The organism is Candidatus Comchoanobacter bicostacola, assembly GCF_024172705.1.
Lineage (GTDB): Bacteria > Pseudomonadota > Gammaproteobacteria > Comchoanobacterales > Comchoanobacteraceae > Comchoanobacter > Comchoanobacter bicostacola.
In genome coordinates this window covers 704,605-729,979 of sequence record NZ_CP092900.1, presented here as the reverse complement: position 1 = coordinate 729,979, position 25,375 = coordinate 704,605, and the positions used below count along the sequence as shown (strand labels likewise).

The following is a 25,375-nucleotide window of genomic DNA, read 5'->3' as shown; positions in this document are numbered from 1 at the left end:
TATGAAAGTTAGAGCATCAGTTAAAAAAATGTGCAAAGATTGCAAGCTTGTAATTCGTAATGGCGTACGCCGAATTATTTGTGCTAAGAATCCTAGACATAAGCAGAGACAAGGTTAGATCAATATATGATAAAAACATTGATTTATATTAATAAAACATGTACGCTATTGTGCATGAATGAATTGACTATTAATTTGGAGATATTATGACTATTATTGCAGGTAGCAGGTTACCAGATAATAAACATATAGTAATTGGCTTAACACATGTTCATGGCATTGGTCGTTCCCGTGCTAAAGACATTTGTGAGCTTGCTAAAATTAACCCTGAGACAAAGGTTAAAGATTTGGGCGATCAAGTTGAAAAAATACGTAATGTAATTTCTGAGAAAAACTATGTTTTGGGTACTTCTCTTAAACGTGTAGTTAATCAATGCATTAAAGATAAGATTACAATCCGCTCCTACCAGGGTAGAAGATTGATTTTAGGCTTGCCTGTAAATGGTCAAAAGACTCAAAAGAATGCAAAGACAGCTCGCAAAAGGCGTGTTTCGAGACGTAAAGACTAATGATGATAAGCACTAGGGGATAAAAAATGGCTAAAGCACAACCTTCATTTAAAACAAACAGTAGTACCTCACGTAGAGTTACTGGTGATAAATCAGGTGGTAAACGTAAAGTAGGTGGCGCAACAACTTCATCCGGTTGTTTCCACGTTCAGTGTACTTACAACAATACAGTTATTACTGCTACCAACCAAAATGGTCGTACAGTAAACTGGCGTTCTGGTGGTACAACTGGTTACAAAAACACAAAAAAATCTACATCAGAAGCTGCTGAACAGGCTGCTCGTAGTTTGTCAGAAATCGTAAAAAACAAGGGTATGTCCTTTATTTCAATCAAGTTCAAAGGCTATGGTCCTGGTCGAGAAGGTGTAATTAGAGGCATTATTTCAGCTGGATTAAATGTTACATCATTATCTGATGTTACGCCTACAGCACATAATGGTCCACGTAAAAAGAAAGCGAAGAGAAACTAGAGGTATAGATTCATGGCTAAAAAATATGGTAAGCAAAGAGCAAAGCGCGCTAAAATCAACCGAGGTCTATCATCAGATATTGATTTAGGTCTGTTTGTAAAATCCTTAGAACAAAAGTCTAAGAAGGCTGGTCAGCGTCCTGGTCAAGCTGCAAAGCGTCGCCCACCTGCTAGTCAGTTCGGTGAACAGCAGGAAGCAGTAAACTCTATGGTAGGTTATTACTACATACGTGGGGGCCAATTTAGAAGTTTGTTTAATCGTGCTAAAAAAATGAATGGATCAACGGATGAGATGTTGATTCAATTGCTAGAATCTAGACTTGATAGTGTTGTCTTTACAATGGGCTTTGGTGTCACTAAGAGGCAGTGTCGTCAAATGGTTGTTCATAAACATATCACAGTCAATGGCTCAGTTGTTTCTTGCCCAGCATATCATGTGCGACCTGGTGATGTAATTGCGGTTAAAAATTCTGCTAAAGAGCATCAGCGTGTAGCTATGTCTGTTGAGTTGGCACGTGATCGTAAAGTTAAGGAGTGGGTTGACTGTGATTATGAATCACTCAGTGGTACTTATAAGTTTCATCCTTCCCTTAAACATATCCATATCTTTGACCCACATTTACTTGGTCATGTGATTGTATATTTCTCTAAATAGTAGGTGTTATTTATGAATCTTGAAAAAGCATATTCCACGCTAATTCCAAATGACATTCAGTCAGCAGAGTTGGGCGATAATATAATGAAAATAAGCTTGCAACCATTCGAGCGTGGTTTTGGTTACACCTTAGGTAATGCATTACGCAGAATTCTGTTGTCTTCAATGCCAGGCTCTGCAGTATCTGCATTCAAAATTGAGGGTGCAACCCACCAGTTTGCTTCAATCGAAGGTGTTCAAGAAGATCTAGTTGAAGTAATGATTAATATGAAGTCGGTTGTTATTTCGTTAGAAGATGAGCATGAAGAAGCTCATTTGTCTATAGATTTTCAAGGTCCAGGAACAATTACTGCTGCAGATATAGATACCCAGGGTAAAGCAAAGGTACATAATCCTGAGCTTGTAATTGCAACTGTTAACGCCAGTCGTGCAGTACGTATTGATCTTGTTGTTTCTCGCGGTGTTGGTTATGTACCTGCTTCTGAGAGCCAAGTAGAGGTTGATGTAGATATGATCAAATTAGATGCATCATTTTCTCCAATACACCGTGCAATTTGTAAGGTTGAGAATGCTCGTGTAGGTAACAAAACAGACTTAGACAAGCTTGTCATAGAAATAGAATCAAATGGTTCTATTAACCCTGAAGATGCAATTAAGTGGGCTGCAAATATATTACAGCATCAGTTATCTGCTTTTGTTGAGTTGCATGTTGTCGAAAAGGTAGAAGATAAGCCTAAGTCTTCTATTAACCCAAGACTATATGAGCGTGTTGATGCTCTAGAGTTAACGGTCAGAGCTGCTAACTGTCTAAAATCCGAAAACATTCGTTATATTGGTGACTTAGTTACGCGTAGTGAAGCACAGTTATTACGCACCCCTAATTTAGGGAGGAAGTCATTAGCAGAAATAAAAAATATTCTAGCAGATCAAGGTTTATCATTAGGCTTACATGTTGAAGGCTGGGAATCTCCTGATCAAAGTAAAGTATAGTTGGAGTTATAGTTATGCGTAAGTTAAATAGAACATCTGCACATCGCAAAGCATTATTAAAAAATTTGAGTATTGCTTTAATTGAGCACCCAAGTGGTATTAAGACGACCTTGCCTAAAGCTAAAGAGCTTCAGAGATACATTGAGCGTCTAGTTACCAAGTCCAAAAAGAATGACTTTAATACGGTTAGATACTTAAAGAAGTTCTTAAATCACAAAGCAAGTGTGCAAAAGTTACTTACAGTGATTGGTCCTAAGTTTAGTGAGAGACCTGGTGGTTATACACGTGTCTTAAAATCAGGGTTTAGAACTGGTGATAATGCACCAATGGCAATTATCCAGTTTGTAGAAGAAGTATAAGTATTCGATTATTTAGCTGCGCACCGCTACTAGTTGGTCTGTATTGACTTTTTTATTTCTTTATTGTATAATAAGTAAAAAAAAAGAGTATAATATATGGTAAGTAATCAAAGTCAAATCGAATTTCTTCAGACTCAAGAATTCTTTTCTAATCACGCTTATAATATCTGTCTTGCAAGTAGTATGACTGCAGATCAATCAATGAAACATGATGCTGCTGTTAACAAAATAAGAAAACTAGGTTATGAATGTGTTGAAGCGATTGCACCAGAGTCGTATGACTCCGGTTTGTTTATTTATGTTGCCTATAGCAAAGAAAGAGATTTACCCGTGCAAGTTTTTTGCCGAGGTACTAAACTAGATGATGCTTCCGTAGTCGCAGATCTTGATCCACATGGCCCAGGATACTCAATTATGGCAAGGAGTCGTGCATGTATTATGGAAAGCCTAACTAATGCGATTCGTAACTCTAAGTCGAGTACGACCTTAAATATTTCAGGACATAGTTTAGGGGGATCAGTCAGTCAGTTGTTATTGTGGTTTATTTCAGTAGAACTAAAATTAGGTAATCTTAACTTCCCACAGCTTAGTGAAATTAATTGTTCAACTTTTAATTCTGCTCCTGTAAATACTAAGGTAGCAAGCTGTCTTAAGCGTAATTTAGAAAGCAAGCCTATTAAAACTAAGGTGTCATTTACAGCACATCAGCAAAAGTTTGATCCTGCGAATATGTCTGGTACACATATATTAAGTGATATAGATTCTAAATATGCAAAAGTCTCTGTTGTACGCTCATCTATGGGTTTGATGGATTACCTGTTATCATTCTTAGAATTAAGACCTCGCCCACATTCTGAGCCTTTTTATACAAACGCTAATTCTGAATCTACTGTTGATTCATTATTGTTCTCAGAAGAGTCAATGAGTAAAGCTAAACGTGATAGAATGAAATGCTTTACTAATGATGGAGTAGAATCAGGGAGAGATAAAGTAAAGAAATACTTAGGTACACGCTGGATTAATTTATCTAAAGTTGTGGGAGTAATTTTCCCTTGGGTTAAGCATATCACTACTCCTGTATATAACTTTCTTTCGTACGTAGCTTCTATATTGTTCTCTATACTTTCTATGTCTGCATCAATACTTGCAGTAATATTTATGCCATCTCCGCAGACAATAGGTACGTTAGTGGTTTCAGTTAAGGAACTATTCTTGAAGGTTCTTAATTTCATTAAAGATTTGTATAGTGGGCAAATAGGTAGTTGGTCTAAGAAAGGTTATGTAAACTCCTCTGATTCAAAGTATAATCCAGATATTATTAATGATAGTACAGCTATTTATCATTCCAGTGAGTCTGTAATAGTAGATACTGCTAAATGTTCTCTCCTTTAAAAGGTATGACATATATTTTCAAATTTGATTCTAAGTGAGCTGCTGTTTGTATCGTGTTTGCCCCAAAGCGACTATTAATTTGATCTACTGTATGCTCAGAGGTATCAACCTCTTCATCAAATAAGTCTTTTTGCTGGGTTTGAAATATATATCCAGTATTAACTATAACTTTGCGAATTTGATTGGGCCATTTAATTTTTTTTAGAAGAGCCGTATATACCATTTTGAGAGTGGTATAGGAATGAGTGGGATAGGGGTGTATATAGCTTATTTTATATGCTTGATGGTATCCATAGACTATAACAGTAAACTCTTTTGTAAATAATTGTTTTGCTCTCATTCTTTGGGTAATGCGCCAGCAGATGAAGTGTAGATATAGCCTAATTTTCTCAAGTTGTTTTTGATCTTGAGGAGGGACGACTTTACTATTACTCATTTGCTTAGGATAAGCTCTATTGTCTTTGCTACGTATAATGGGCCGCTCATCAATTCCATGGGCCATGCGCCAAATATGCCGACCATTTTGACCGTACTTGTCAGATAGGAAACTGATTGGGATTTTTTTCATGTCTTGACACAGGAACACACCTTGTTTATTTAAAAATTGAGTTATATTTTTTCCAATGCCACATAATGACTGAATAGGCTTGTTGTATACAAATTTTTCCTCATGTCCTGGTTGGATAATGCATACACCTTTAGGTTTATTTTCACTAGATGCAAGTTTAGCAATGGTTCTATTTGTTCCTATACCAATAGAAAAAGGTAAGTCAATGGTGTCTATTAGCGTGCTTTGGATGCTTACAACCAACTGATCTATATCCTTATAAATTTTTTGATAACTGGTAAAGTCCATGAATGCTTCATCAACTGAAAATATCTCTATTTCTGGGCATAGTTCTATTAACGCTTGCATTATTCTTGTAGAAACATTTAAGTAGCGCTCTGGGCGGGCTGCGCATCTGTATACACCGTTATTAGCAACGTAGCGCATACCCACTTGGTAGCCTAACCGCTTTGCTTCATAAGAGGCAGCTATGATTGTAGGGCTATTAATATGGCTGGTTACTACAGTTGGTTTTCCGATTAGTTGGCTATTGTCTAATTGCTCTACAGATGCAAAAAAAGCATCCATGTCAATGTGTACAATAATTCTAGACCACTTTAGGTGCATTTAATTGTTTATCCAGGTGTTAGCAGGGGACCTTTTTCACTAGCCAATTTACTGCTGATGTCATCATGCTTTGCTATGGTTGCTATTAAACGGCTATTGAGCGTTGTAGCTGATATTTGCTGCTTGCATAATTTTGAGCAATACTTAGGCCTGAATAAGCGCAGGAAGAAGGCATACACTCGACTCATAAAGTAAGTCCAACCAGAACAGTGTGTTTTAATTGTTGTTTTAACTTTCTTATCTGTACTAACTAGCAGCACTCTTGCAAGAACGGATAGTGTATAGGACTTCATAATCTCTTTATAACTGTGTCCTAAGGAGAGAACTTGAGCAAACAATGAGGCGTTTAATCCTGTTCGGTATAATGCTTTGTCTTTAGCTGCTTGTTTAATGCAATCACATAATGCATCTCGTAAATGTTTTAGATGCGCGTGTTGATCATATTGATAGCAACCACTTAAATTATCCTGAACTTCTTTTATATTAAGTAGTTTAATAAATAGTTCAGTATGATTTTTTGCTACGATATCTTCATAGCTCATCCCAGGGCTGCTTGATTCTAAAATACGCTGTAGGCTTAGTTTAATCACTGGGTGTTGTTCTAAGGCTTTGTATGGGCTCTCAGAGCCTCGAATTACAGCACAGAGTGTCTGTTGTAGCGTTAAACAGGTTGATGAGCTGCAGTATTGCTGAATTGCACTTATGCTAATAGAGTCTGGGTAGGTATTGAGTACTGCATTCACTATTTCATCATTAAGTTGGATTTTATCTGCAGAAGTATATGCGTGATAGGTCTGCAAGCCAGGATGTTCAATACCAGACAAAACTTTTTCTCTGATACTAAAGTCATTGAGTCTACGAAGTAAGCTAGATTGATAACTAGCTGACTTGAAAAAGTCAATTTTGGGGTTGTATGTATATCTATCCCAATGAGATACAACCTGTTCTCTTAGATACGCAAGAATATTCGGACATAAGTCTAAATTTAACTGATAAGCAGGAGTTATGGTTGTGGCTATCGTAGCTAGGAGCTCAGGATTAGAAACAGTTCCTAAAAGTTCACAACTATCTGCTGCTTGGTAGCGTATTAGTGCCCTAATTGTTTTTTGACTTATGTCACTGTTCTTAGAAAGCTCATGTTCAATAAATCCTTTTACTTCATCAGAAAGAGGACTGGTTTTATCCTGAAGTTCAGATTTAATATGATGAAGGACAAAGTTCTTATACTGTGATGGAGCTAGTTCAGCTAACTTTGCAACTTTATCCGTTTCAGTTCCAAGTTTTAAGAAATTGAGTGCAAGCTTTTCTTGACTGTGCGTGTTGGTCATTCGTTTAATAGCAGTTATAGGTGCGTACTGGTCGTGGATAACTCGGTTGCTGTATGCATGTTCTAGGTCAAGAATACGTTCATCTTGATAGGAACGGTTAGTCAGGAGGCTGACTAACTCGCTAGCATCTAGCTCATCAAACAGCTCATTCAATTCTGTTGGGTTCCAGCCCTTCATAATCCCAAAGAGTTGCGACGCGTATGCACGCTGACTCAATAAGGTAGTAGTGAATCTAGGGTTTAGGAATAATTCACGCTGCTTAGTAAGCTTTAATCTATAGAAATGATCAGGTGAGTGAACAATCTCTGAAGCCCAGATTTTATTAGCAGTCATTATTTCTAGCATGGGTTCTGTTATTCTTCCACCTAATAGTGTTGCTAGCTGTATAAAATTGAAGGCTCGGGTGTCGCTCTTTATTTCCCCTAAGTCTTTTAGGAACTGTCGTCGAAGAGCAGATGTATGGCAATACATGAGTTGTTCCATTTTCTTCAGTAAAAGATCTTCGCTTGCTTTGGAAGCAATTCTGTATATGCTAGCTAATTCGTCTTTACTTATGCTACGATCTAATTTCCCTATAGCGCTAGTAAATATCTTGATGCTTACAGCGTCACTAAATAGTTCTGGAAGTTTATGGTGTACTACGATTGATTGTAACTCTCTATTAAACTGATTAATATTCTCAAGAAGGATCAGATGAGCTCGATCATCTCTAAGGACTTGTGCAATAAATTCAGGTGTGATCTTGCCTGCGGAACTAATTGTATTTAGATCTAAGAGATCTTTAAGTTCAATTCCAGATTCGATTGATTTTAAGACTTGGTCTTTCAGTGTTTGATCACTTACTGGAAGGCTAATTGAGTAATTAAAAATATTGTGATGGTAAGCGACATCATCTAAAAAGATTTGTCTGTGTTCTTCAGGTAATAAGTATCTAAAGCATCGTAATTGTTTAAATAGAACCAGTTCTTTACTTTTTATATGTTCTGAAATTTCTTTGAGCACCTCGGGGTTTGTTAACTGTGCAACACCAGCTTCACACATCATTTTTGATATAAGCTTGCTCTTGGATATAATGCTTCTAAAGCATTTAGACTCTGGGTAATAAGGTATATGTGTGAATTTGGGTAAATGCGTAAAAGTATTTCGAGATTTACCATGCATCAATGTATTAAGTTGGTTCATCTTTTCTAAAAGATCAGGCTCAATGTCTTTTTTGCAAAATTTACGCCCACTATCTGATTGGGTCATCTTAGGTTGTAACTGATCTGTAAGACTCTTTATACACTGTAAATTTGTTTGAAATTCAGTAAGGGCCTCATGGACTGAAGGGCTGTTTAGTATAAGATCACGTAAGGTAATACACAAAGCGTAGCAGTATCCATTCTTTTCTATTTTGGGTTTCTCTGAAGGGAGATCAAAGTTGTATAAGGCAGTTAGCATTGAAACTATTTGCTTTTGCTTAGTTATACAGTAATCAGAACCGTTAGATAAAATATCAGAATTATGTTCCAAAATTTCAACATAATAAGAGTTCTGCCCCGCCATTTTTTCTGCTATAAAATTATAATATTTATGGTACTTCTCAATGCGTTTACAGATAATTTCAGACCGACTAGGTGATCTATCATGGATAATCATATCAAGGTTAGGATCATATAAACTATATAGCTTTCTTTCTCCAAGTCGCATAGTAAAGACTAACATAGCGTGATTTATTGTATGTATCGTCAAGACCTGATTGTCTTTTAATGTGTTTATGAATTGCATTAACTCAGTACTGTCCATTGCACGGAATCCAACTTTATAGTTTCGTTTTTTTAATTCTTTTTCGTAATTGGTTAACATATTGATTTAATTCATATTTTATATCTTTATTATAGTTTTATTTCCGACTAAAGTCAAGGAGGTGGATGCTTACCTTATGGTGTTAAGCAGTGATATAGTCAGTTCAGTTACTTAATATTTACTGTTATTTTATATTTTTTAGTCATGTGGGCATAGCTCAATTTGTATTTAAGTTATGACTGTTTTTTCGCTTGCCTAAAGTTTTTTACGACTGTTAATTAAGTAATCAATATTCATTATTAGTGTGGCTAGTTACTATAAGTGGTTTTGCCAATAAGTTTGCTATTATCTAATTGTTCTATAGATGCAAAGTAGCATCCATGTCAATATGAACAATAATTCTAGACCATTTTAGGTGCGTTTAATTGTTTATAGAGATATTGGTAGGGGACCATTTCCACTAACCAATTTACTGCTGATGTCATCATGCTTTGCTATGGTTGCTATTAAACGGCTATTGAGCGTTGTAGCTGATATTTGCTGCTTGCATAATTTTGAGCAATACTTAGGCCTGAATAAGCGCAGGAAGAAGGCATACACTCGACTCATAAAGTAAGTCCAACCAGAACAGTGTGTTTTAATTGTTGTTTTAACTTTCTTATCTGTACTAACTAGCAGCACTCTTGCAAGAACGGATAGTGTATAGGACTTCATAATCTCTTTATAACTGTGTCCTAAGGAGAGAACTTGAGCAAACAATGAGGCGTTTAATCCTGTTCGGTATAATGCTTTGTCTTTAGCTGCTTGTTTAATGCAATCACATAATGCATCTCGTAAATGTTTTAGATGCGCGTGTTGATCATATTGATAGCAACCACTTAAATTATCCTGAACTTCTTTTATATTAAGTAGTTTAATAAATAGTTCAGTATGATTTTTTGCTACGATATCTTCATAGCTCATCCCAGGGCTGCTTGATTCTAAAATACGCTGTAGGCTTAGTTTAATCACTGGGTGTTGTTCTAAGGCTTTGTATGGGCTCTCAGAGCCTCGAATTACAGCACAGAGTGTCTGTTGTAGCGTTAAACAGGTTGATGAGCTGCAGTATTGCTGAATTGCACTTATGCTAATAGAGTCTGGGTAGGTATTGAGTACTGCATTCACTATTTCATCATTAAGTTGGATTTTATCTGCAGAAGTATATGCGTGATAGGTCTGCAAGCCAGGATGTTCAATACCAGACAAAACTTTTTCTCTGATACTAAAGTCATTGAGTCTACGAAGTAAGCTAGATTGATAACTAGCTGACTTGAAAAAGTCAATTTTGGGGTTGTATGTATATCTATCCCAATGAGATACAACCTGTTCTCTTAGATACGCAAGAATATTCGGACATAAGTCTAAATTTAACTGATAAGCAGGAGTTATGGTTGTGGCTATCGTAGCTAGGAGCTCAGGATTAGAAACAGTTCCTAAAAGTTCACAACTATCTGCTGCTTGGTAGCGTATTAGTGCCCTAATTGTTTTTTGACTTATGTCACTGTTCTTAGAAATCTCATGTTCAATAAATCCTCTCATTTCATCAGAAAGATGACTTACACTAGCCTGCATTTTAGATTTAAGATAATGGAGAACAAAGTTCTTATACTGTGATGGAGCTAGTTCAGCTAACTTTGCAACTTTATTCGTTTCAGTTCCAAATTTTAAGAAATTAAGCGCAAGCTTTTTTTGACTGTGCGTGTCGGTCATTCGTTTAATAGCAGTTATAGGTGCGTATGGATCGTAAATGACTTGATTGCTGTATGTATGCTTTAGATCAAGGACGCGCTCATCTTGAAAAGAAAGGTTAGTCAGGAGGCTGACTAATTCGCTATGATCTACCTCTTCAAACAACTCATTCAATTCCGTTGGGTTGCAGCTACGCATCACCACGAAGAGTTGCGATGCGTATGCGCGCTGATTCAATAAGGTAGGAGCTAATCTAGGGTTTAGGAATAATTCACGTTGCTTGCTAAGGTCTAATCTGAAGAAATGGTTAGGTGAGTACACCATTTCTTCATCCCAGATTTTATGGGTGGCCATAATTTTCAGGATTGGAGTAGGCACTGGCCTATCAAATGCCTGTACTAGTTGTCCTAGATTAAATACACAATCACCTTTTATTAAGGTGTTGATCTTTCCAAGAGTATGAATAAATATGGTTTGTTGCTCTAGAGTACATTGGCGGATTAAGTAAGTAAGCTTCTGAGTCAGTAAGTTCTGATGGATTGCCTGTAAAGCAATTTTACACAAACGAGCTATCTTAACAGGATTAACAAAATCGCGGAAGTGATTTTTGTGTGTGATTACAGTTACCATTTTATTAAAGTTATCTGGTGTTACGGCGTCACTAAACAATTTTGGGAGTTTAGGGTGTGCCAGAATCGGTTTTTGTAAAGTTGCATCAACTAATTCATAGTTATTTAGTAAATACATATAGGTTGCATCATCACTAAGTAATTGAGAGATAAACGTACCTGTTAACATATCTCTTCGAGCGAGCACATTTAGTTCATTGCCTGTAATAGCTTGTTTCGCTTTAATTGCCCTTAAGATTTGAGCAAGGATAACAGATTTACTGTATTTAGTTTGAGCTACATCTTTTAATGTTTTTAACCACATACCCAGATAACCTGGAACCCTTTTAATTTTCATAGGCATGTATTCGTTGGAAGTAAAACAATTACTTGAATGGGTGTCGGCTGTTGTAAATGCTGTATGCTGTTCTTTGGGTAATAATAAGTTTAACGCCCCTAATAATTGGTAAATAGTTTTATTATTCTGTGTTAAGTGCTGGCTAAGTTCCTGTAGCACCTTAGAATTAGTTAGGTTTACTATGCCAGTATGGCATTGCTTTTGATATGGAAGGTGTTATGTTTATAATTCTTTCATAAGAATCATATGATAATGGGCTATATGAAAGGGAAGTAAATTCTGGTAAATGCATGAATGTATTATAGCTTGTGATCATGAGCTGATTTAGCTCCTTGATTAATTTTAATACCTCAGGCTCTATGTCATCTTCAACAATATGTTGGCCACTATTAGACTTGGTCATCTTAGGCATTAATTTATCTGCAGTCTCTTCAATTTGTTCCAAATTATTCTGAAAACAAGTTAGAGCTTCATCGGTAGATGCACTATTTAGTATTAGGTTACGTAGCAAAATACATAAAGCGTAGCATTAGCCGCCAGTTTTTATTTTATGAACTGTAGAACAGTTATGTGCAGCAGTTAGAATTGGTATAATAGAGCTCTGTTCTACTAAAGGATAAGCTTTTAAGGAGGTAGACTCAGGGGCTCTATCGTACTCAATAATTTCAGCATGATAAATATTCTGATTGTTCATTTGAGCAGATAGAAATTGATAGTCAGTATTATATCTACAAATCTGTTTTTGGATGGATGATGGATCCAACTGATGGATGATTAAAGAGCAGTTAGGATCATAGAAGTTAAAAATTTTTTCACCTTCAAAATGCGTTGCGTAAATCAGCATAGCGTGGTTTATTGTGTGAAGGGTCATCACCTCACCAGGTTCTAATGTATTAATAAAACCTATTAGTTCACTATCGCTCATAGCGCGGACACCTAGTCGATAATTTCTTGAGAACAATTCTTTCTTATATTGGCATGTTAATTATAGTTTTTGTTGTGTTTTATGATAAGTTTTTTTCAATGGAAAGTCAAGATGTTGCTGTTTGCGTTGTAGTGCTAAGGTATGATATAATCAGTGCAGTTACGTAATATTTACTGTATGCTTTATTTATTTAAGTCATTATCAATTCTTTTTATTATTGAGTGTTTTGCTCAATATTTTAGCTTGCCTTATCCCCATTTATGGGCGATGATTGCAGGCTGTTTAATGGGGTGGCTAAAATTTCCTAAGTATAGCAATTATTTTAGCATAACAGCCTGTTTATTAATCATGATTTTTGGTTATATTCCTTTTGTTGAGGTCCAAAATATACTAAGTGGCCACGTTGTTGCGCTATTAGTAGTGGGGGCAGCGTTTTCTCGATTGATGGTCAAGCATCAGGTCCATGAGATCATTGCTACAAATGCGCTTGCTTATATATCACCCAAGAACCTTTCAAGTTTGTCAGTAACCTTGATGTTAATTTCTGCTTTTTTAAGCATGTGGATCTCTAATACGTCAGCTGTTGTTATGTTGATTCCTGTGGTATTAGCAATTTCTAGTAAGATTGAGTGTTCTGCTGAAAATATGTTATTAGCTATTGCATATGGTGCAACTATGGGGGGGATGCTCACACCTATAGGCACACCTGCAAACTTAGTCGCCATTGATTATGCTGCACGTTTCTTTGATTTGAAAATAGGGTTTGCGCAGTGGTTTTTAGGGGTGGCGCCATTTGTGTTAACGTTTATGGCTTTTTTTGCGGCATATCTATGGTTTTCCAAAAGTGAAACGATTAATTTTAAACAAGCTAAGGCTAACATTACACAACACCAGATGACTATTATCCGTGCATTGAGTACATGTGTGTTACTGTGGGCTACCAAGACGCTCCCTTTTGGAGGCTGGGAAGGTATGTTAGTATGGGTTACTAATGGAGGACTTCCTTCAGGTCTTTCTAGAATTTATTCTGAGGAGGCTATAGGCTTGGCAACACTCGTCTTTTGTATGTTTCAGTTTTGTCCTGATAAAAAACAGTTGTGGGCATTAGAAGATATTACAAAGATTAGCTATTCAAGCATTATTATGGTGATTGCGAGTCTATTTTTTGCAGAAGCAGTGAGTCAATCGGGTGCGGTAGAGCTGATAGCAGATCATCTGAAAACATTGGCCCATATGTCAAATACTACATGGTTGTTATTAGTTTCTTCTATGGTTAGTATGGTTACTGAGTTATGCAGCAATACAGCGGTAACGGCACTTAGCATTACGTTAATTGATCTCATACAAAGCATGACAGGTATGAGTGTTATTTCTTGTATATTTATTATTACTTTGAGTGCAAACTCAGCATTTATGTTGCCTACAGCAACACCTCCTAATGCAATGATTATTGCAACAGAGAAAATCAGTATTGCAAAGACGAGTCAAGTAGGTTTTTGCCTCAGTCTACTAAGTATATTATTGCTTTATTTCATTTATTTGTAATTATTTCTGACAAACTACTTTTATTGTTTATAAAAATAATAATTTACTAGGAGTATGTCATGGCTAATGAAAATGAAACAAATGAAGCAGTGAACAAGGTAGTTGGTTCACTAAAAGAATTGGGTAGTGGTTTATCGTCACTAGCTAAGATTGCTATTAATCGTGCAAAATCAGAGATTGATAACTATAACAGTAAGAGCGCGGATAAAGCATCATCTGAAGAGAAGAAGGGTGAAAAAGTAGCTGCTGATTCAAAAGATGAAAAATCTGTTGAAGATAAAAAGGAAGCAGTAGCAACAGAAGAAAAAGAAAGCGCAGCTGAAGCTGAAGATTCAAAAGATGAAAAGCAGGACGAAGCTGACGACTCAAAAGATGAAAAGAAGGCTGAAGACACAAAGGAAGAGGAGGCTACAGATGTCAAGGAAGAAGAACCTGAAGCAGAATCTCCAAAAGATGAGAAATCTTCTGAAGCTAACAAGCCTTAATAGTGCTGTAAATGCGTTCTGCAAAGATGAAGGTGCCAATAAAGTTGAAAGTGCCATATTCAGAAAGATATAGTGCTGAAGTAAAAGCATCAATCTTACGTGCTCGTCGTGTCATGAGCAAGTCTGAAACTTTAGACTATATTAACAGTATAGATAAAGATTCCTTTACTATAGATGTGGGAGCTACAAATCACCAAATGTTGATTTGTAAGGAGCAAGGTGTTTTCTATTTTTATGATCCTAATCTTGGTATTAGTCGGTGTGGGAAATCACTTAGGATGAGTGATGTTGAGACGATCTTTTCATATTGTGATGTATATAGAGTAAAGGATTTATCTACAACCGATTCTAGTACTAAATTGACTGGAAAAGCATGTCTTGATTTATGCATAACAGATTATGTCCCTAAAGGGGGTGAGCCGCCTCGTAACTTAGATAGTTCACGTATGATACAAAATCAGCTCATTGAAGAGGTAAATACTTATATCAGAGAGCATTATCATGTGAAAAAGTTTGATGCAAAAGGCCTTTGTTATGGTTTGTCTACCGCGCTCAAAGAAGTTGTTTTATCTACAGGATCTATAGCTTCAGCAGATAGGTATATGAAAAAGCTGATTACTGCAATTAAAAAGTCTAGAGGCAAAGTAGTGCCTCCTATCATTAAGACGCTAATGATGGTGTATATGTTCCAGGACTCTCAAGGCAGTCAGTATGGATTTAGTCTTGATCCGAATACAGAAAAGAGTGAAAGACACAAATATCATCATAGTGCACGAGGTCGTAGTCAAGATATGTATATGACACTCCCACTATCATTGCGTGTAGGAGGTGTAAGTAGCCCGAACATAGCATATAAATATTTAAAAGGTTTATCCAAAGACGAATATGCAAAGCTAATGGACAATATTACAAGAGATGATCTATTATTAGGCGAAGGAGCGTTTCAATCATTGAATAAATTATCACCTATTAGCTGCTGCTTTATTGATCCAACGATAAGCGATGAGGTGTTAATTGAGAAGAATCTAGCCTTAGATGCAGAAGGCGCAGATACGCTTAAAGCATATAAACCAAATTTAATCTGTAAAGATTCTTCGAAGGCTAAAGCTGGAATAAGAAAGTATGGTCCTGGTTATCTACTATTAATAGATAAGGATACTATAGAGAAAATAAAAGAAGAGGTAAGAAAACTAGGAGATGAATACCTTTTGGAAAAGTATAAGCCTTTCGATTGGAAACAAGTATTACTATCTGAGCCAAGGGGCAATTTAGCTTTTATAAAGCCTAAGTTTGATACTATGTTGAGTATTCTAGGTCGCTTAGAAAAAGATGAAGCACCTCAATTCCTTGCTCATTTCGAATTTGAAGAAAATGAGTTGAATAAATTAATTAAATCCTATCCGCGTGCATCATATTATTTATCAAACGAATCAGTTAATAAGCTGCCCACACTGACCAGAATTTTTGTAAAGATTTTGAGGCTTTTTAGAGCATTGTTGACTAAAATAAAAGAAATGTTTGCAAGTAAAACTCAGCCATTAGTCTTGGATACAACTAAATCAGGTATACAATCTTCATGCTCTGAAAGCTTAAGTTCGAGGAGTGAAATTGTTAGTGAGCCTTCTGTGAAATCGAGGAATGAAGAGAGAATCTCAAATCCGTCTAAGCCTAAGCCATAGCTTTTAGATGAGCTAGCTATATAAGAAGGGGTTGAGTATATTGTTTTTTAGAATAAACCTCTGGATAATGGTCGTATCGTAATGATTAGGGGCTTCTAGGAGTCTGGATGATGAAATCTATTGGAGCTTCTTCAGGCTCTCCAAAAGAACTGAATATATCAGATGCACTGTCTGCAGTGATTGGTTGGACTTGCTCTTTATGCCATAACCTGTTGTCTAATTCCTGTAAAGGCTTACAGTAGTATCTCAATAGCTGTGAACAAGAAGCAGCATTAACTGTATCTGCATATTCTATGCAGTCTGAAAAGTTGATATCTATTGAACTTTGAATCAGAGAACAGAGTATAATTGACAGACCAGTATCATTATTACTTTGGATACAGCTCAAAATATCTTCCCGGCACGTTACATTCAATATCAGGTCTAGATTAGGGTTTTGCGTTCCTAGGAGGCGAAGCACCATACGTTGATTGAGTCCGCTAGGATGAGTTTGCTCTAGTTCTATTAATAACTTGCTAATAAAGACTTCTGAGCAACTAGGGAGATGACTAAGGAGTTCATGATAAGAACCATTTTTTGCAAGCTCACGGGTGTGATCGAAAATAGATAACATAATTTAGTTGCAAATTTTTTCTAATGCATGCAGGTATTGCATGAGTGTTTTATGCTCAGATTGTAGCTGACTAAAGGCTATTTCATCTTGTTTTTGTAATGTTAAAGGTGCTTTAGTAGCATAATCAGGTCTTGACCTTTTTGCTTGCATCTTTTCTATCTCTTTTTCTTTTTTGGCAATCTTTTTACGTAGTCTAGCTGCTTCTTGAGGGGCGTCTACCAGTCCTTCTAAAGGCACAACAATATGGTAGTGATCATCGACATAAGCACAAGCTGCCTCTGGTGCTTGTTCATGCATGATATTGCCTATTTTTGCTAATTTTTGGATTAAATCTCTGTGTGTCGATAGTGTTTTTTGCTCATCTTTGACACTAAATAGATCAATCGTACACTTTGGTGCAATATTTAGCTCTGACCTGATTGATCGTACACCTCTAATCAGTGCTTGTAATGCAGTAAATGCTTGATGTGTTGTATCATTAGTGATCCAAGTGCTGATGGTTGGATAATCTTGCTCAGTAATTGATTGATCATTGCCATGCCTATTTTGCCAGATAGATTCTGTGATAAAAGGTAGGCTAGGATGATATAGGATGAGTATCGCATCAAACGCTTGATTCATGGCATCTAGCAGCTTTTGGCTTTGAGAAGCTTTTAAACATTCTATAAACCAATCACAGTATTGATGCCAAAAGAAATCAAATAATGCGGTTGCATATAGATCAAATCGATAGCTATTAAGATGCTGGTCAAGGTCTTGGATCAGCTGATTGATTTTGTGGTTTAATGCATCAATTACAAGTGCGTCAGATGGATGGTCTTTAGTTAAAGTAGTATCTTGGTAGCTGCTCAATAAGCGGGCTGCATTCCAAATTTTATTGCAAAAATGTTGGCTGGATTTTAATTTCTGTATATCGAATTTAATGTCTCTACCATGAGTACATAAGCTGAGCATGGTAAAACGCAAAGCATCAGTTCCATGCGCTTCTATACCATTTGGAAAGGCTTTAAGCGTTGCTTGTTTTACTTTTTCTCTCATAGCTGGTTGCATGAGGCCTGTTGTACGCTTTTCAACAAGTGCGTCTAAAGTGATGCCATTAATTAAATCCAGTGGGTCGAGTACATTTCCTTTACTCTTAGACATTTTTTGTCCTTTCTCATCACGAATCAATCCTGTGATATAAACTTGCGGGAAGGGGACCTGATCCGTTAAGTGCATACCAAGCATAACCATGCGTGCAACCCAGAAAAAGATGATATCAAAACCAGTAATGAGTAATTGATTCGGGTAGAATTCAGATAAACGGCTTGTTTTTTCAGGCCAACCAAGCGTTGCAAAAGGCCAAAGTGCAGAAGAGAACCACGTATCAAGTACATCTTGATCTTGAGTGAGTTCACCCTTGACCTGATGTGTTTTGCGGATCTCTGTTTCTGAGTTGCCCACAAATACATTACCATCTGAATCGTAATAAGCAGGGATTCTATGTCCCCACACGATCTGCCGAGAAATACACCAATCTTGTATATCGGTTAACCACTGTGCATAGGTTTTATCCCAGTTACTGGGTATAAATCCAAGCTCACCTTGTGTTTGAGCCTGAAGTGCTTTTTCAGCCATAACCTTCATGTTCATAAACCATTGGTCGGTGAGCATAGGCTCAAGAATGGTCATAGAACGGTCCCCAATCGGGACGGTTAAGGTATGGGGTTCAATTTTATTTAGAAGCGCTTGTTCCTTTAGATCTTGAATGATTTGCTTGCGCGCTGCTATTCGGTCTAGACCTTGATAAGCTTTAGGGCAGTATTCATTTAGAGTGCCATCTGGATTTAGGATGTTTACTAATTCAAGTTGATGACGCATACCGATTTCATAGTCATTGAAATCATGGGCGGGTGTCACTTTAACACAGCCTGTACCAAACTCAGGATCTACATGGGTATCAGCAATGATGGGTATCCGGCGCTCTGTAAGTGGGATGCTTGCAGTTTTTCCGATGAGTGCTTGATAGCGTTCATCATCTGGGTGGACACAAATTGCTTGATCACCAAGCATGGTTTCAGGACGAGTTGTGGCAACGGTTATGGTGGTGGATTCATCAATAGGGTAATCAATATACCACAGTTGACCACTCCGATTTTCATTGATTACTTCTAAGTCTGAAACGGCTGTCAGTAATTGGGTATCCCAGTTAACCAGTCTTTTTCCGCGGTAGATGAGGCCTTCTTGATACAGCTTTATAAAACTATCCTGCACAGCACGTGAGAATCCTTGATCTAGGGTGAATCGTTCATTATCCCAATCAACCGATACACCCATTTGGCGCATTTGTTGCGTAATTCTTCCGCCAGATTGTGCTTTCCATTCCCATATTTTGTCGATGAACTCTTCACGAGAAAGCTGATCTTTAGTTATGTTTTGTTCAGCAAGCTGTCTTTCTACCACCATTTGTGTTGCAATTCCAGCATGGTCAGTACCTACTTGCAGCAATACGTTTTTACCTTGGTAGCGTTGAAAGCGTACTAATGTATCCATCAAAGTGAGTTGGAGTGCATGCCCAAGGTGTAAGCTTCCGGTAACATTAGGTGGCGGAACCATAATACAATAAGCAGGTCCATTATTTTTTGGTGCGCCCTGGTTAATGCTTTCCCAGTATGCACTAATTTTTGGTTCAAGTTCTGATGGTGTAAAATTTTGGTTTAACATAAGTGCTGTTTTATGAATTTCATTTATATTACCCCCCAGACAGTTAGAGTGCAAATATATTGACCTTGAAACAAAATAATTCTGACAGTAAGACGTTTCGCTCTATAACATGATCAATGATATTGGAGAAGCACATGGCAACAATGTATGAAGAATTGTTAGAATTTGGGAAAAGCAACCATAAGCATCTACCACAAGATGTAAAGGAGATGTTTGGGAAAGGTAATACAGAACCTCTTAAAGCTAAAGAGTGCTTAAATATTGCATTTATGATCATAGAGGGTCTTGCGGAGAAAAGCTCAGAGGTTAAGGCCAGACAAGAACAATCGTCTAAGAATAAAAGCGGCCATGGCATGATGCCTCAGTTACAGCCAGGGGCAGCTATGTGGTCAGTTAATATCTCTAAGTTAAGTGCACTGAAAGAGGCATTTATAAAGCATGATAAAGTTGCATTACATTCTATTTTAAGCCAATCATTTGACGGAAGTTTGGATTCACAGATTGCACCACTTATCAGTCATGCGCTCAATGAAGAGAGCACTGGCGCTATTTCAGAACAGGAAGAGAAAGATGACATCGCTAAGATGATGCAGGAGGCGCTGCCAAAACTGATTGAAAATCGTGAAGAAGCTGAACAATTATGTGTGCGTGCTAACCCACTAAAAGACGATCATAGCGCAGATCCCAGCGCGGTAGCTGGGCGAAATGATTATCTTCAAGAAGCTGTGGTTGCTATGGAATTAGGTGATAACGATGGTAGCAGTATCGATCATAACGCCGCTCAAAGTACGAAGAATCTGTAATTTTTTAATCAAAATAATGTATTTTAATGATTGACAATTTCTATTGTTTTATTGACACTTTTCCAGTGTTTATAACGGTTTCTAGCGAGCTGCTTGTCTCGCTGAACCCATTCAATATTAACATGCTGTAACTGTTGATCAGATGTATTGATTACACAGTCATATTGAGAGCTTGGTAGCTCAGAGGTTATATAGATAACCGATGAGTTGACAGGTGTGTCATCAATAGCGATGAAGCGTTTAGGCAGCTTCCAAATCGCTCTTTGAATATCATTTTTATCTTCTAGTTCACAAACAATGCATAGATTTTTTTGGGGCCAGATGGATTCAATATAGCCTGCTAATGCTTGCCAATCTTTTGGGCTGGATTCATGGATGTGAAATTTAATCATGGTTGATACACTTAAGTTACAACATTGATAGCATACCTATGCCATGCTGGCAAGTAGCGATGCGTATAAGAGTATGTTACATTAAATCCAGTCGGTTAACTTGAGATAATAAGAGTATGAATGTTTTTGGCGTATTTATGTGGTTTCTAGGGGCATCTAGTTTTTTGATGCAATATATCTGCCGAGTTGCAGTTAGTGTAATGCATACACCACTGATGCACAGTTTGTCAGTCAATGCATCTGAATTAGGCCAGATTGCTGCTGGTTTTTACTATCCATATTTAGTGATGCAACTCTTTGTCGGTCGAATCGTAGATCGTTATGCTGCACATAAGGTGCTAATCATTACCTCGGTCCTGTTCTTGATGGGTAACCAGTGGTTTTCAGAGGCGCATTCAATGAGTAGTGCACTCTTTGCGCGTGGTCTACAGGGCATTGCCGGTGCATTTACATTTGTGGTGACAATGAAGCTGGCTATGGCATGGCTTGACAGGCGCTATTTAGCGACATTTGCAGCTCTAACCCAGGTCATGGGTATGCTAGGTGCTGCGCTAGGTAGTGGGTTAGTCAGTCTCTTGCTGGTTAATTATGAGTGGAGGGGGGTGCTTAAGTTATTATCAATGGCTACTTTAGCATTGATTGTTTTTATGCTCATTTTCTTACAATCACAGCATGAGGAGCAGCCTGTTAATGATGTATCATTACTAGCAGGACTAAAAAAAGTAATGAGTAATACACAAACTTGGTATAACGCATTATATGCAGGTTTAATTTATTTACCAACAGCAGCCTTTGGAGAATTCTGGGGTGTAGACTACCTCACACATACCAATTCTGTCATCAGTGAGCATGAGGCAAGTATTGCTGTAAGTATGATCTTTATTGGTTGGGCCATAGGTGGTGTTTGTACCGGATTTTTATCGGATTACTTAGGCCAAAGAAGACAAATAATGATGACATCGTCGGTTTTAAGTTTATTATTTATTTTGCCCGTGTTGTACATTAATAGTTTGAGTGCAATGGGTATCTATACATGCTTAATGCTGTATGGTATGTCAAACACAGGCTTAGTATTGGCTTATGCAAAAGCAGGGGAGATCAATGGTGATGATGTTTCAGGTGTATCCATTGCTTTTTGCAATATGTGGTCAATTTTGTGTGGTACAATAGCAATGCCTGCTATTGGTTTTGTTTTAGACCTATCGTGGAAGGGGCAGTTGGACTCAGGGATCAGAGTTTATGAAGTTTCTGCATATACCAATGCAGTAGCACTATTTCCACTAGCGCTACTATTAAGTTTTCTGGCAGCTTACCAACTAAACGAAACGCTGACTACTCTTCCCCAGAAGAAGGGTCTTTAATCTGACCTTTAATTGCCTTTCCCGGTAGGTTCTTGATAAAGTTCATAACCTTTGGATAGTCTATTTTACCTGTTCCTAGCAATGGAATTTGCTTAATTGTTTCAATTTGACTCGGAACTGCTAATGGGCTAACACCATTTTCTTTTAGTTTTTTAGCAAGCTCAGAACGATTAGCATCTTGTTTTTCGGTAACTAGAACTAATTTTTCGCCACGTCGGGTATCTTGGATGCTGATGACCCCATGCCTCTGGTCTGGCCAACAAATAGCAACTTCGTTTTCAATAGCACTGAGTGATATCATTTCACCGGACACCTTAGCAAAGCGCTTAACTCGGTCTACAATAGTTAAGTAGCCCTGTTCATCAACTTTAACAACATCCCCTGTATCATACCAGCCATTAGGCAGTGGCGTAATTTTTCCAGGGGTGTCATGATATAAATATCCGAGCATAATGTTTTCACCACGGACACAGAGTTCACCCCCATTGGTAACACCTGGGAAGGGGTTGAACCTATATTCAATACCTGGAAGGAGTCTACCCACTGTGCCTGGTTTGAAGTGCATGGTTGTATTAACACTGAATACAGGAGCACCCTCAGTAGCGCCATAGCCTTCTAAAATTAAAATACCGCGCTGTGTTAGCCAGCTATCATAAGTATCCGTTTGGAGCTTTTCACCACCTGCAAATACAATTCTTAATTTGGCAAAGTCATATGGTGTAGATACTTTTAAGTACGCATTTAAGAATGTATTGGTTCCAATTAGAATCGTAGATCGTGTGTCGTAAACGAAGTCAACCACTGTTGAAAACTGTTTTGGGTTTGGATATAAAAAGGTTTTTATTCCACACATAATCGGTGTAAGAGTTCCCAGTGTAAAGCCAAATGCATGGAACATAGGTAGTGCATTAAACATGGAGTCTAATGGGTTGAGATCCATAAGTGCCAAGGACTGAATTTTATTGGCAGTAATGTTTCTATGTGAAAGGACCACACCTTTGGGTGTGCCCTCAGAGCCTGAGGTAAATAGTACGACTGCTGGCGCATCAATATGGGGTACATACTGTGGGTTGTTACGGTAAAACCGATCGAGGGTGAGGTAACGTAGTGCACCAGATATCTTATCTAACGTTGAAATTTGCTTAGCAATATCTTCTAAGAAAATAACCTGTTTTAGATGTTTGCGCATTGCTTTTAACTCATCAGTTAACTCTGCCTTAGCAATAAACTGTCTAGAAGTAATCAGTATTTTTATATTGCTGGTGACACAACTTGCAGCCATAGCGCTAGCGCCAGCAGTATAATTGATCATAGCAGGAACCTTCCGGTAAGCATGTAGTGCTAATACAGTAACAGCACAGGTACTTGTATTGGGGAGTAATACCCCAATATAAGACTCATCTTGTGTGTCTTGCAGTAAAGCTTTACCTAAGATTTGCGTCTTAAGGAGAAGCGATCTATAGGTAAGTTGTTTACGGGTAAAGTCTTCTAAAATAACATGGGATCCACCATGGTTTACTGTAGCATGGCGTAGCTCACTATATAGATCTCGGCGGTCATGGCCAATATAGCTGCTTTGCACCATCTTTTCATAAATTTGCTGTACATGAAGCTCACGACGTTCTTTGCTACTGATGTTGTCAGCACCAGGTTGTAATTTGAAGACAGGGAGTACCGTGATAGTAACTGGTGTAAATAATCTAAGTTTAAAGATTCCCTTGAGTCTAGAGAAGATATTGAATTTGAGGTCTCCACCTAGATTAACAGGAATAATGTTTGCATCAGCCCACTCTGCGATAGCAACAGGACCACTATACACTTTCATTATATTCCCAGTGTTCGTTAATCGTCCTTCTGGGAATATAATGCACGGTTGGCCTTTCTCGATGCGTTTTGCAATGGTTTTTGTACGAATAGGGTTTGTCGGATCTATTTCATGGCATTCTACAAAGTTGCGGATAAATCTTACAATCCATAGCTTTGCAATATCCGTATTAACTGCAAATATATACTGACCTGGTAAGAAAAGTGTTAAAAATATCGTATCGATAAATGTAATGTGGTTACAAATAACAACCACTCTTTTCCCAGAGGCCTGGAAATGTTCTAATCCACTTACTTGAACAGAAAACAGCCATGCAACAACTTTAGCAGCATAGGGCTTTATACTAGAAAGGGGTAGCATTTTACATAGATAAATACTTAATGTTAGGTTCACAAGAGCTAGCGTTAAATATAAACTGATCACAGAGAGTTTTAAAATAGTTAAAAATATAAACGATGCAATCGTAGCAAGGATCATAAAGAGCGCATTAATAACGTTTGTAGCGGCCATGATTCTCGCACATTTTTCTAGAGGGCTGTTCTTTTGTAAAATAGCATAGAGCGGTACGACATAAATACCAGCTGCAATCGAAATCATGAGAAGATCAAACATTATGCTATAACTATGAAAAGATGACAGAAATGAACCTACGCTAGCAAGCTCATTACCAGAGATAATCGAACCCGTACTGTAAAATAAGTGGAGCCCAAAAACTGAAGTGGTAAACAGGCTAATAGGTACCAGTCGTGTATGAATAGCGCCTTTCATTATTTTGTTACATGTCAGAGATCCTATTCCAATGCCAATCGTAAAAATAGTATTTAACAGCGCAAAAACTGATAAGTTTGCGTGTAAGTTAAATTGTACATAGTTAATTAAGTTGGCCGAGTAGATAGTAGCAGTAACCCAAAACCATGAGATTCCTATGATAGGAAGCCAAATATTATCATGTTGGTGCACGCTTTCTATTTGTTGTTGTGTCGCTGATATAAAGTTTTTACGCACTTTAATATCAGGGTTTTGAGCTCGATTTGATGGTATAATAAAGCTAGCAATAAGACCAGAGATAGATAGGGCAAAGAGTGTAGTTGAAATAAAGGATACCCCTAATGAACTAATTCCAACCAAGGACCCTAGTGAGACTCCCATGGCGATGGCTATAAAGGTAGAGCCTTCAATTAAACCATTTGCAGGAAGTAGTTCATCTGACTCAAGGTACTCAGGTAGATATGAGAATTTCGCAGGGCTAAAGACTGCTGCATGCGTACCCATTAAAAAAACGCAGAGCATTAAGCTAGAGGGGCTGGTAGCGTCTCCAAAAAGAAGTACAGATGTGACCAATACAATCAGTAGCTCAGCTACTTTTACGGATCTTAAAATAGTAACTTTTTTGTATTTATCAGCAAGATCTCCAGCTATAGAAGAAAAAAGCAGAGTAGGTAGTATAAACATAGCGGTAGCTATGGATGTCCAAAAGTTAGAGCGTATAGAATCGTTATCTAATAACTGGAAGGTAATGAAGGCAGTAATCGAGCTTCGCAGAATATTGTCATTCAGCGCATTAAACATTTGTGTAATAAAGAGTGGTAGAAATTTTCTAGTTTTCAATAAATCTAATGTGTTAATCAT

General features: G+C 37.5%; 21 protein-coding genes. 12 read left to right on the top strand and 9 right to left on the bottom strand.

Annotated features, from left to right (window positions below):
* Position 1: 1 nt before the first annotated feature.
* The 7 genes from rpmJ (at position 2) to MMH89_RS03440 (ending at position 4,434) form a co-directional block, all read left to right on the top strand.
* Complete coding sequence (rpmJ, locus tag MMH89_RS03470; protein WP_258568062.1) at positions 2–118, top strand: 50S ribosomal protein L36; 117 nt, start codon at positions 2–4, stop codon at positions 116–118.
* A gap of 88 nt (positions 119–206) precedes the next feature.
* Positions 207–569 carry a ribosomal protein uS13 gene (rpsM, locus tag MMH89_RS03465; RefSeq protein ID WP_258568061.1) on the top strand — a complete coding sequence of 121 codons (363 nt, stop codon included), beginning with the start codon at positions 207–209 and terminating at the stop codon, positions 567–569.
* A gap of 26 nt (positions 570–595) precedes the next feature.
* Entirely contained in the window at positions 596–1,039 is a 444-nt protein-coding gene (rpsK, locus tag MMH89_RS03460) for a 30S ribosomal protein S11 (protein WP_258568060.1), read from the top strand.
* Positions 1,040–1,051: 12 nt separating this feature from the next.
* A complete protein-coding gene (rpsD, locus tag MMH89_RS03455; RefSeq protein ID WP_258568059.1) occupies positions 1,052–1,693 on the top strand; it encodes a 30S ribosomal protein S4 in 642 nt (213 codons plus the stop codon).
* 12 nt (positions 1,694–1,705) lie between these two features.
* Entirely contained in the window at positions 1,706–2,683 is a 978-nt protein-coding gene (locus MMH89_RS03450; RefSeq protein WP_258568058.1) for a DNA-directed RNA polymerase subunit alpha, read from the top strand.
* Between the two features lie 14 nt (positions 2,684–2,697).
* Positions 2,698–3,042, top strand: a complete 345-nt coding sequence (rplQ, locus tag MMH89_RS03445; protein ID WP_258568057.1) for a 50S ribosomal protein L17 — start codon at positions 2,698–2,700, stop codon at positions 3,040–3,042.
* 96 nt (positions 3,043–3,138) lie between these two features.
* Positions 3,139–4,434 (top strand): hypothetical protein, encoded by a 1,296-nt coding sequence (locus tag MMH89_RS03440; protein WP_258568056.1) that lies wholly within the window; start codon positions 3,139–3,141, stop codon positions 4,432–4,434.
* Here the strand turns inward: MMH89_RS03440 and MMH89_RS03435 are convergent.
* The 5 genes from MMH89_RS03435 to MMH89_RS03415 form a co-directional block, all read right to left on the bottom strand.
* On the bottom strand, positions 4,415–5,569 hold the full coding sequence (locus MMH89_RS03435; RefSeq protein ID WP_258568055.1) for a DNA polymerase Y family protein: 1,155 nt from the start codon (positions 5,567–5,569) through the stop codon (positions 4,415–4,417). The two genes, MMH89_RS03440 and MMH89_RS03435, sit on opposite strands and share 20 nt — an antisense overlap.
* Before the next feature lie 47 nt (positions 5,570–5,616).
* The gene (locus tag MMH89_RS03430) at positions 5,617–8,781 is read right to left on the bottom strand and encodes a hypothetical protein (RefSeq protein WP_258568054.1); all 3,165 of its coding nucleotides are present in this window, start codon (positions 8,779–8,781) and stop codon (positions 5,617–5,619) included.
* A 369-nt stretch (positions 8,782–9,150) separates the two neighbouring features.
* A complete protein-coding gene (locus MMH89_RS03425) occupies positions 9,151–11,574 on the bottom strand; it encodes a hypothetical protein (protein ID WP_258568053.1) in 2,424 nt (807 codons plus the stop codon).
* A gap of 7 nt (positions 11,575–11,581) precedes the next feature.
* Complete coding sequence (locus tag MMH89_RS03420) at positions 11,582–11,860, bottom strand: hypothetical protein (RefSeq protein ID WP_258568052.1); 279 nt, start codon at positions 11,858–11,860, stop codon at positions 11,582–11,584.
* An 84-nt stretch (positions 11,861–11,944) separates the two neighbouring features.
* Entirely contained in the window at positions 11,945–12,340 is a 396-nt protein-coding gene (locus MMH89_RS03415; protein WP_258568051.1) for a hypothetical protein, read from the bottom strand.
* Positions 12,341–12,625: 285 nt separating this feature from the next.
* Between MMH89_RS03415 and MMH89_RS03410 the strand changes: the two genes are divergently transcribed.
* Genes MMH89_RS03410 through MMH89_RS03400 form a run of 3 tightly spaced genes read left to right on the top strand, consistent with a single transcriptional unit; the run spans position 12,626 to position 16,049 of the window.
* Positions 12,626–13,885: an SLC13 family permease gene (locus tag MMH89_RS03410; protein ID WP_425491973.1), complete on the top strand. Its 1,260-nt coding sequence runs from the start codon at positions 12,626–12,628 to the stop codon at positions 13,883–13,885.
* Positions 13,886–13,944: 59 nt separating this feature from the next.
* Positions 13,945–14,370 carry a hypothetical protein gene (locus MMH89_RS03405; protein WP_258568050.1) on the top strand — a complete coding sequence of 142 codons (426 nt, stop codon included), beginning with the start codon at positions 13,945–13,947 and terminating at the stop codon, positions 14,368–14,370.
* A 26-nt stretch (positions 14,371–14,396) separates the two neighbouring features.
* Positions 14,397–16,049 carry a hypothetical protein gene (locus tag MMH89_RS03400; protein ID WP_258568049.1) on the top strand — a complete coding sequence of 551 codons (1,653 nt, stop codon included), beginning with the start codon at positions 14,397–14,399 and terminating at the stop codon, positions 16,047–16,049.
* Positions 16,050–16,134: 85 nt separating this feature from the next.
* On the opposite strand, the gene MMH89_RS03395 is transcribed toward MMH89_RS03400, so the two are convergent.
* Positions 16,135–16,662, bottom strand: a complete 528-nt coding sequence (locus tag MMH89_RS03395) for a hypothetical protein (RefSeq protein WP_258568048.1) — start codon at positions 16,660–16,662, stop codon at positions 16,135–16,137.
* A 3-nt stretch (positions 16,663–16,665) separates the two neighbouring features.
* Entirely contained in the window at positions 16,666–19,365 is a 2,700-nt protein-coding gene (locus tag MMH89_RS03390) for a valine--tRNA ligase (protein ID WP_258568047.1), read from the bottom strand.
* 134 nt (positions 19,366–19,499) lie between these two features.
* Between MMH89_RS03390 and MMH89_RS03385 the strand changes: the two genes are divergently transcribed.
* The gene (locus MMH89_RS03385; protein WP_258568046.1) at positions 19,500–20,168 is read left to right on the top strand and encodes a hypothetical protein; all 669 of its coding nucleotides are present in this window, start codon (positions 19,500–19,502) and stop codon (positions 20,166–20,168) included.
* A 23-nt stretch (positions 20,169–20,191) separates the two neighbouring features.
* Here MMH89_RS03385 and MMH89_RS03380 read toward each other — a convergent pair whose 3' ends face one another.
* Positions 20,192–20,560 carry a DNA polymerase III subunit chi gene (locus MMH89_RS03380; protein ID WP_258568045.1) on the bottom strand — a complete coding sequence of 123 codons (369 nt, stop codon included), beginning with the start codon at positions 20,558–20,560 and terminating at the stop codon, positions 20,192–20,194.
* Between the two features lie 116 nt (positions 20,561–20,676).
* On the opposite strand from MMH89_RS03380, the gene MMH89_RS03375 reads away from it, so the two are divergent.
* Positions 20,677–21,921 (top strand): MFS transporter, encoded by a 1,245-nt coding sequence (locus tag MMH89_RS03375; protein ID WP_258568044.1) that lies wholly within the window; start codon positions 20,677–20,679, stop codon positions 21,919–21,921.
* On the opposite strand, the gene MMH89_RS03370 is transcribed toward MMH89_RS03375, so the two are convergent.
* Positions 21,893–25,375, bottom strand: a complete 3,483-nt coding sequence (locus tag MMH89_RS03370) for an MFS transporter (RefSeq protein ID WP_258568043.1) — start codon at positions 25,373–25,375, stop codon at positions 21,893–21,895. The genes MMH89_RS03375 and MMH89_RS03370 overlap by 29 nt on opposite strands.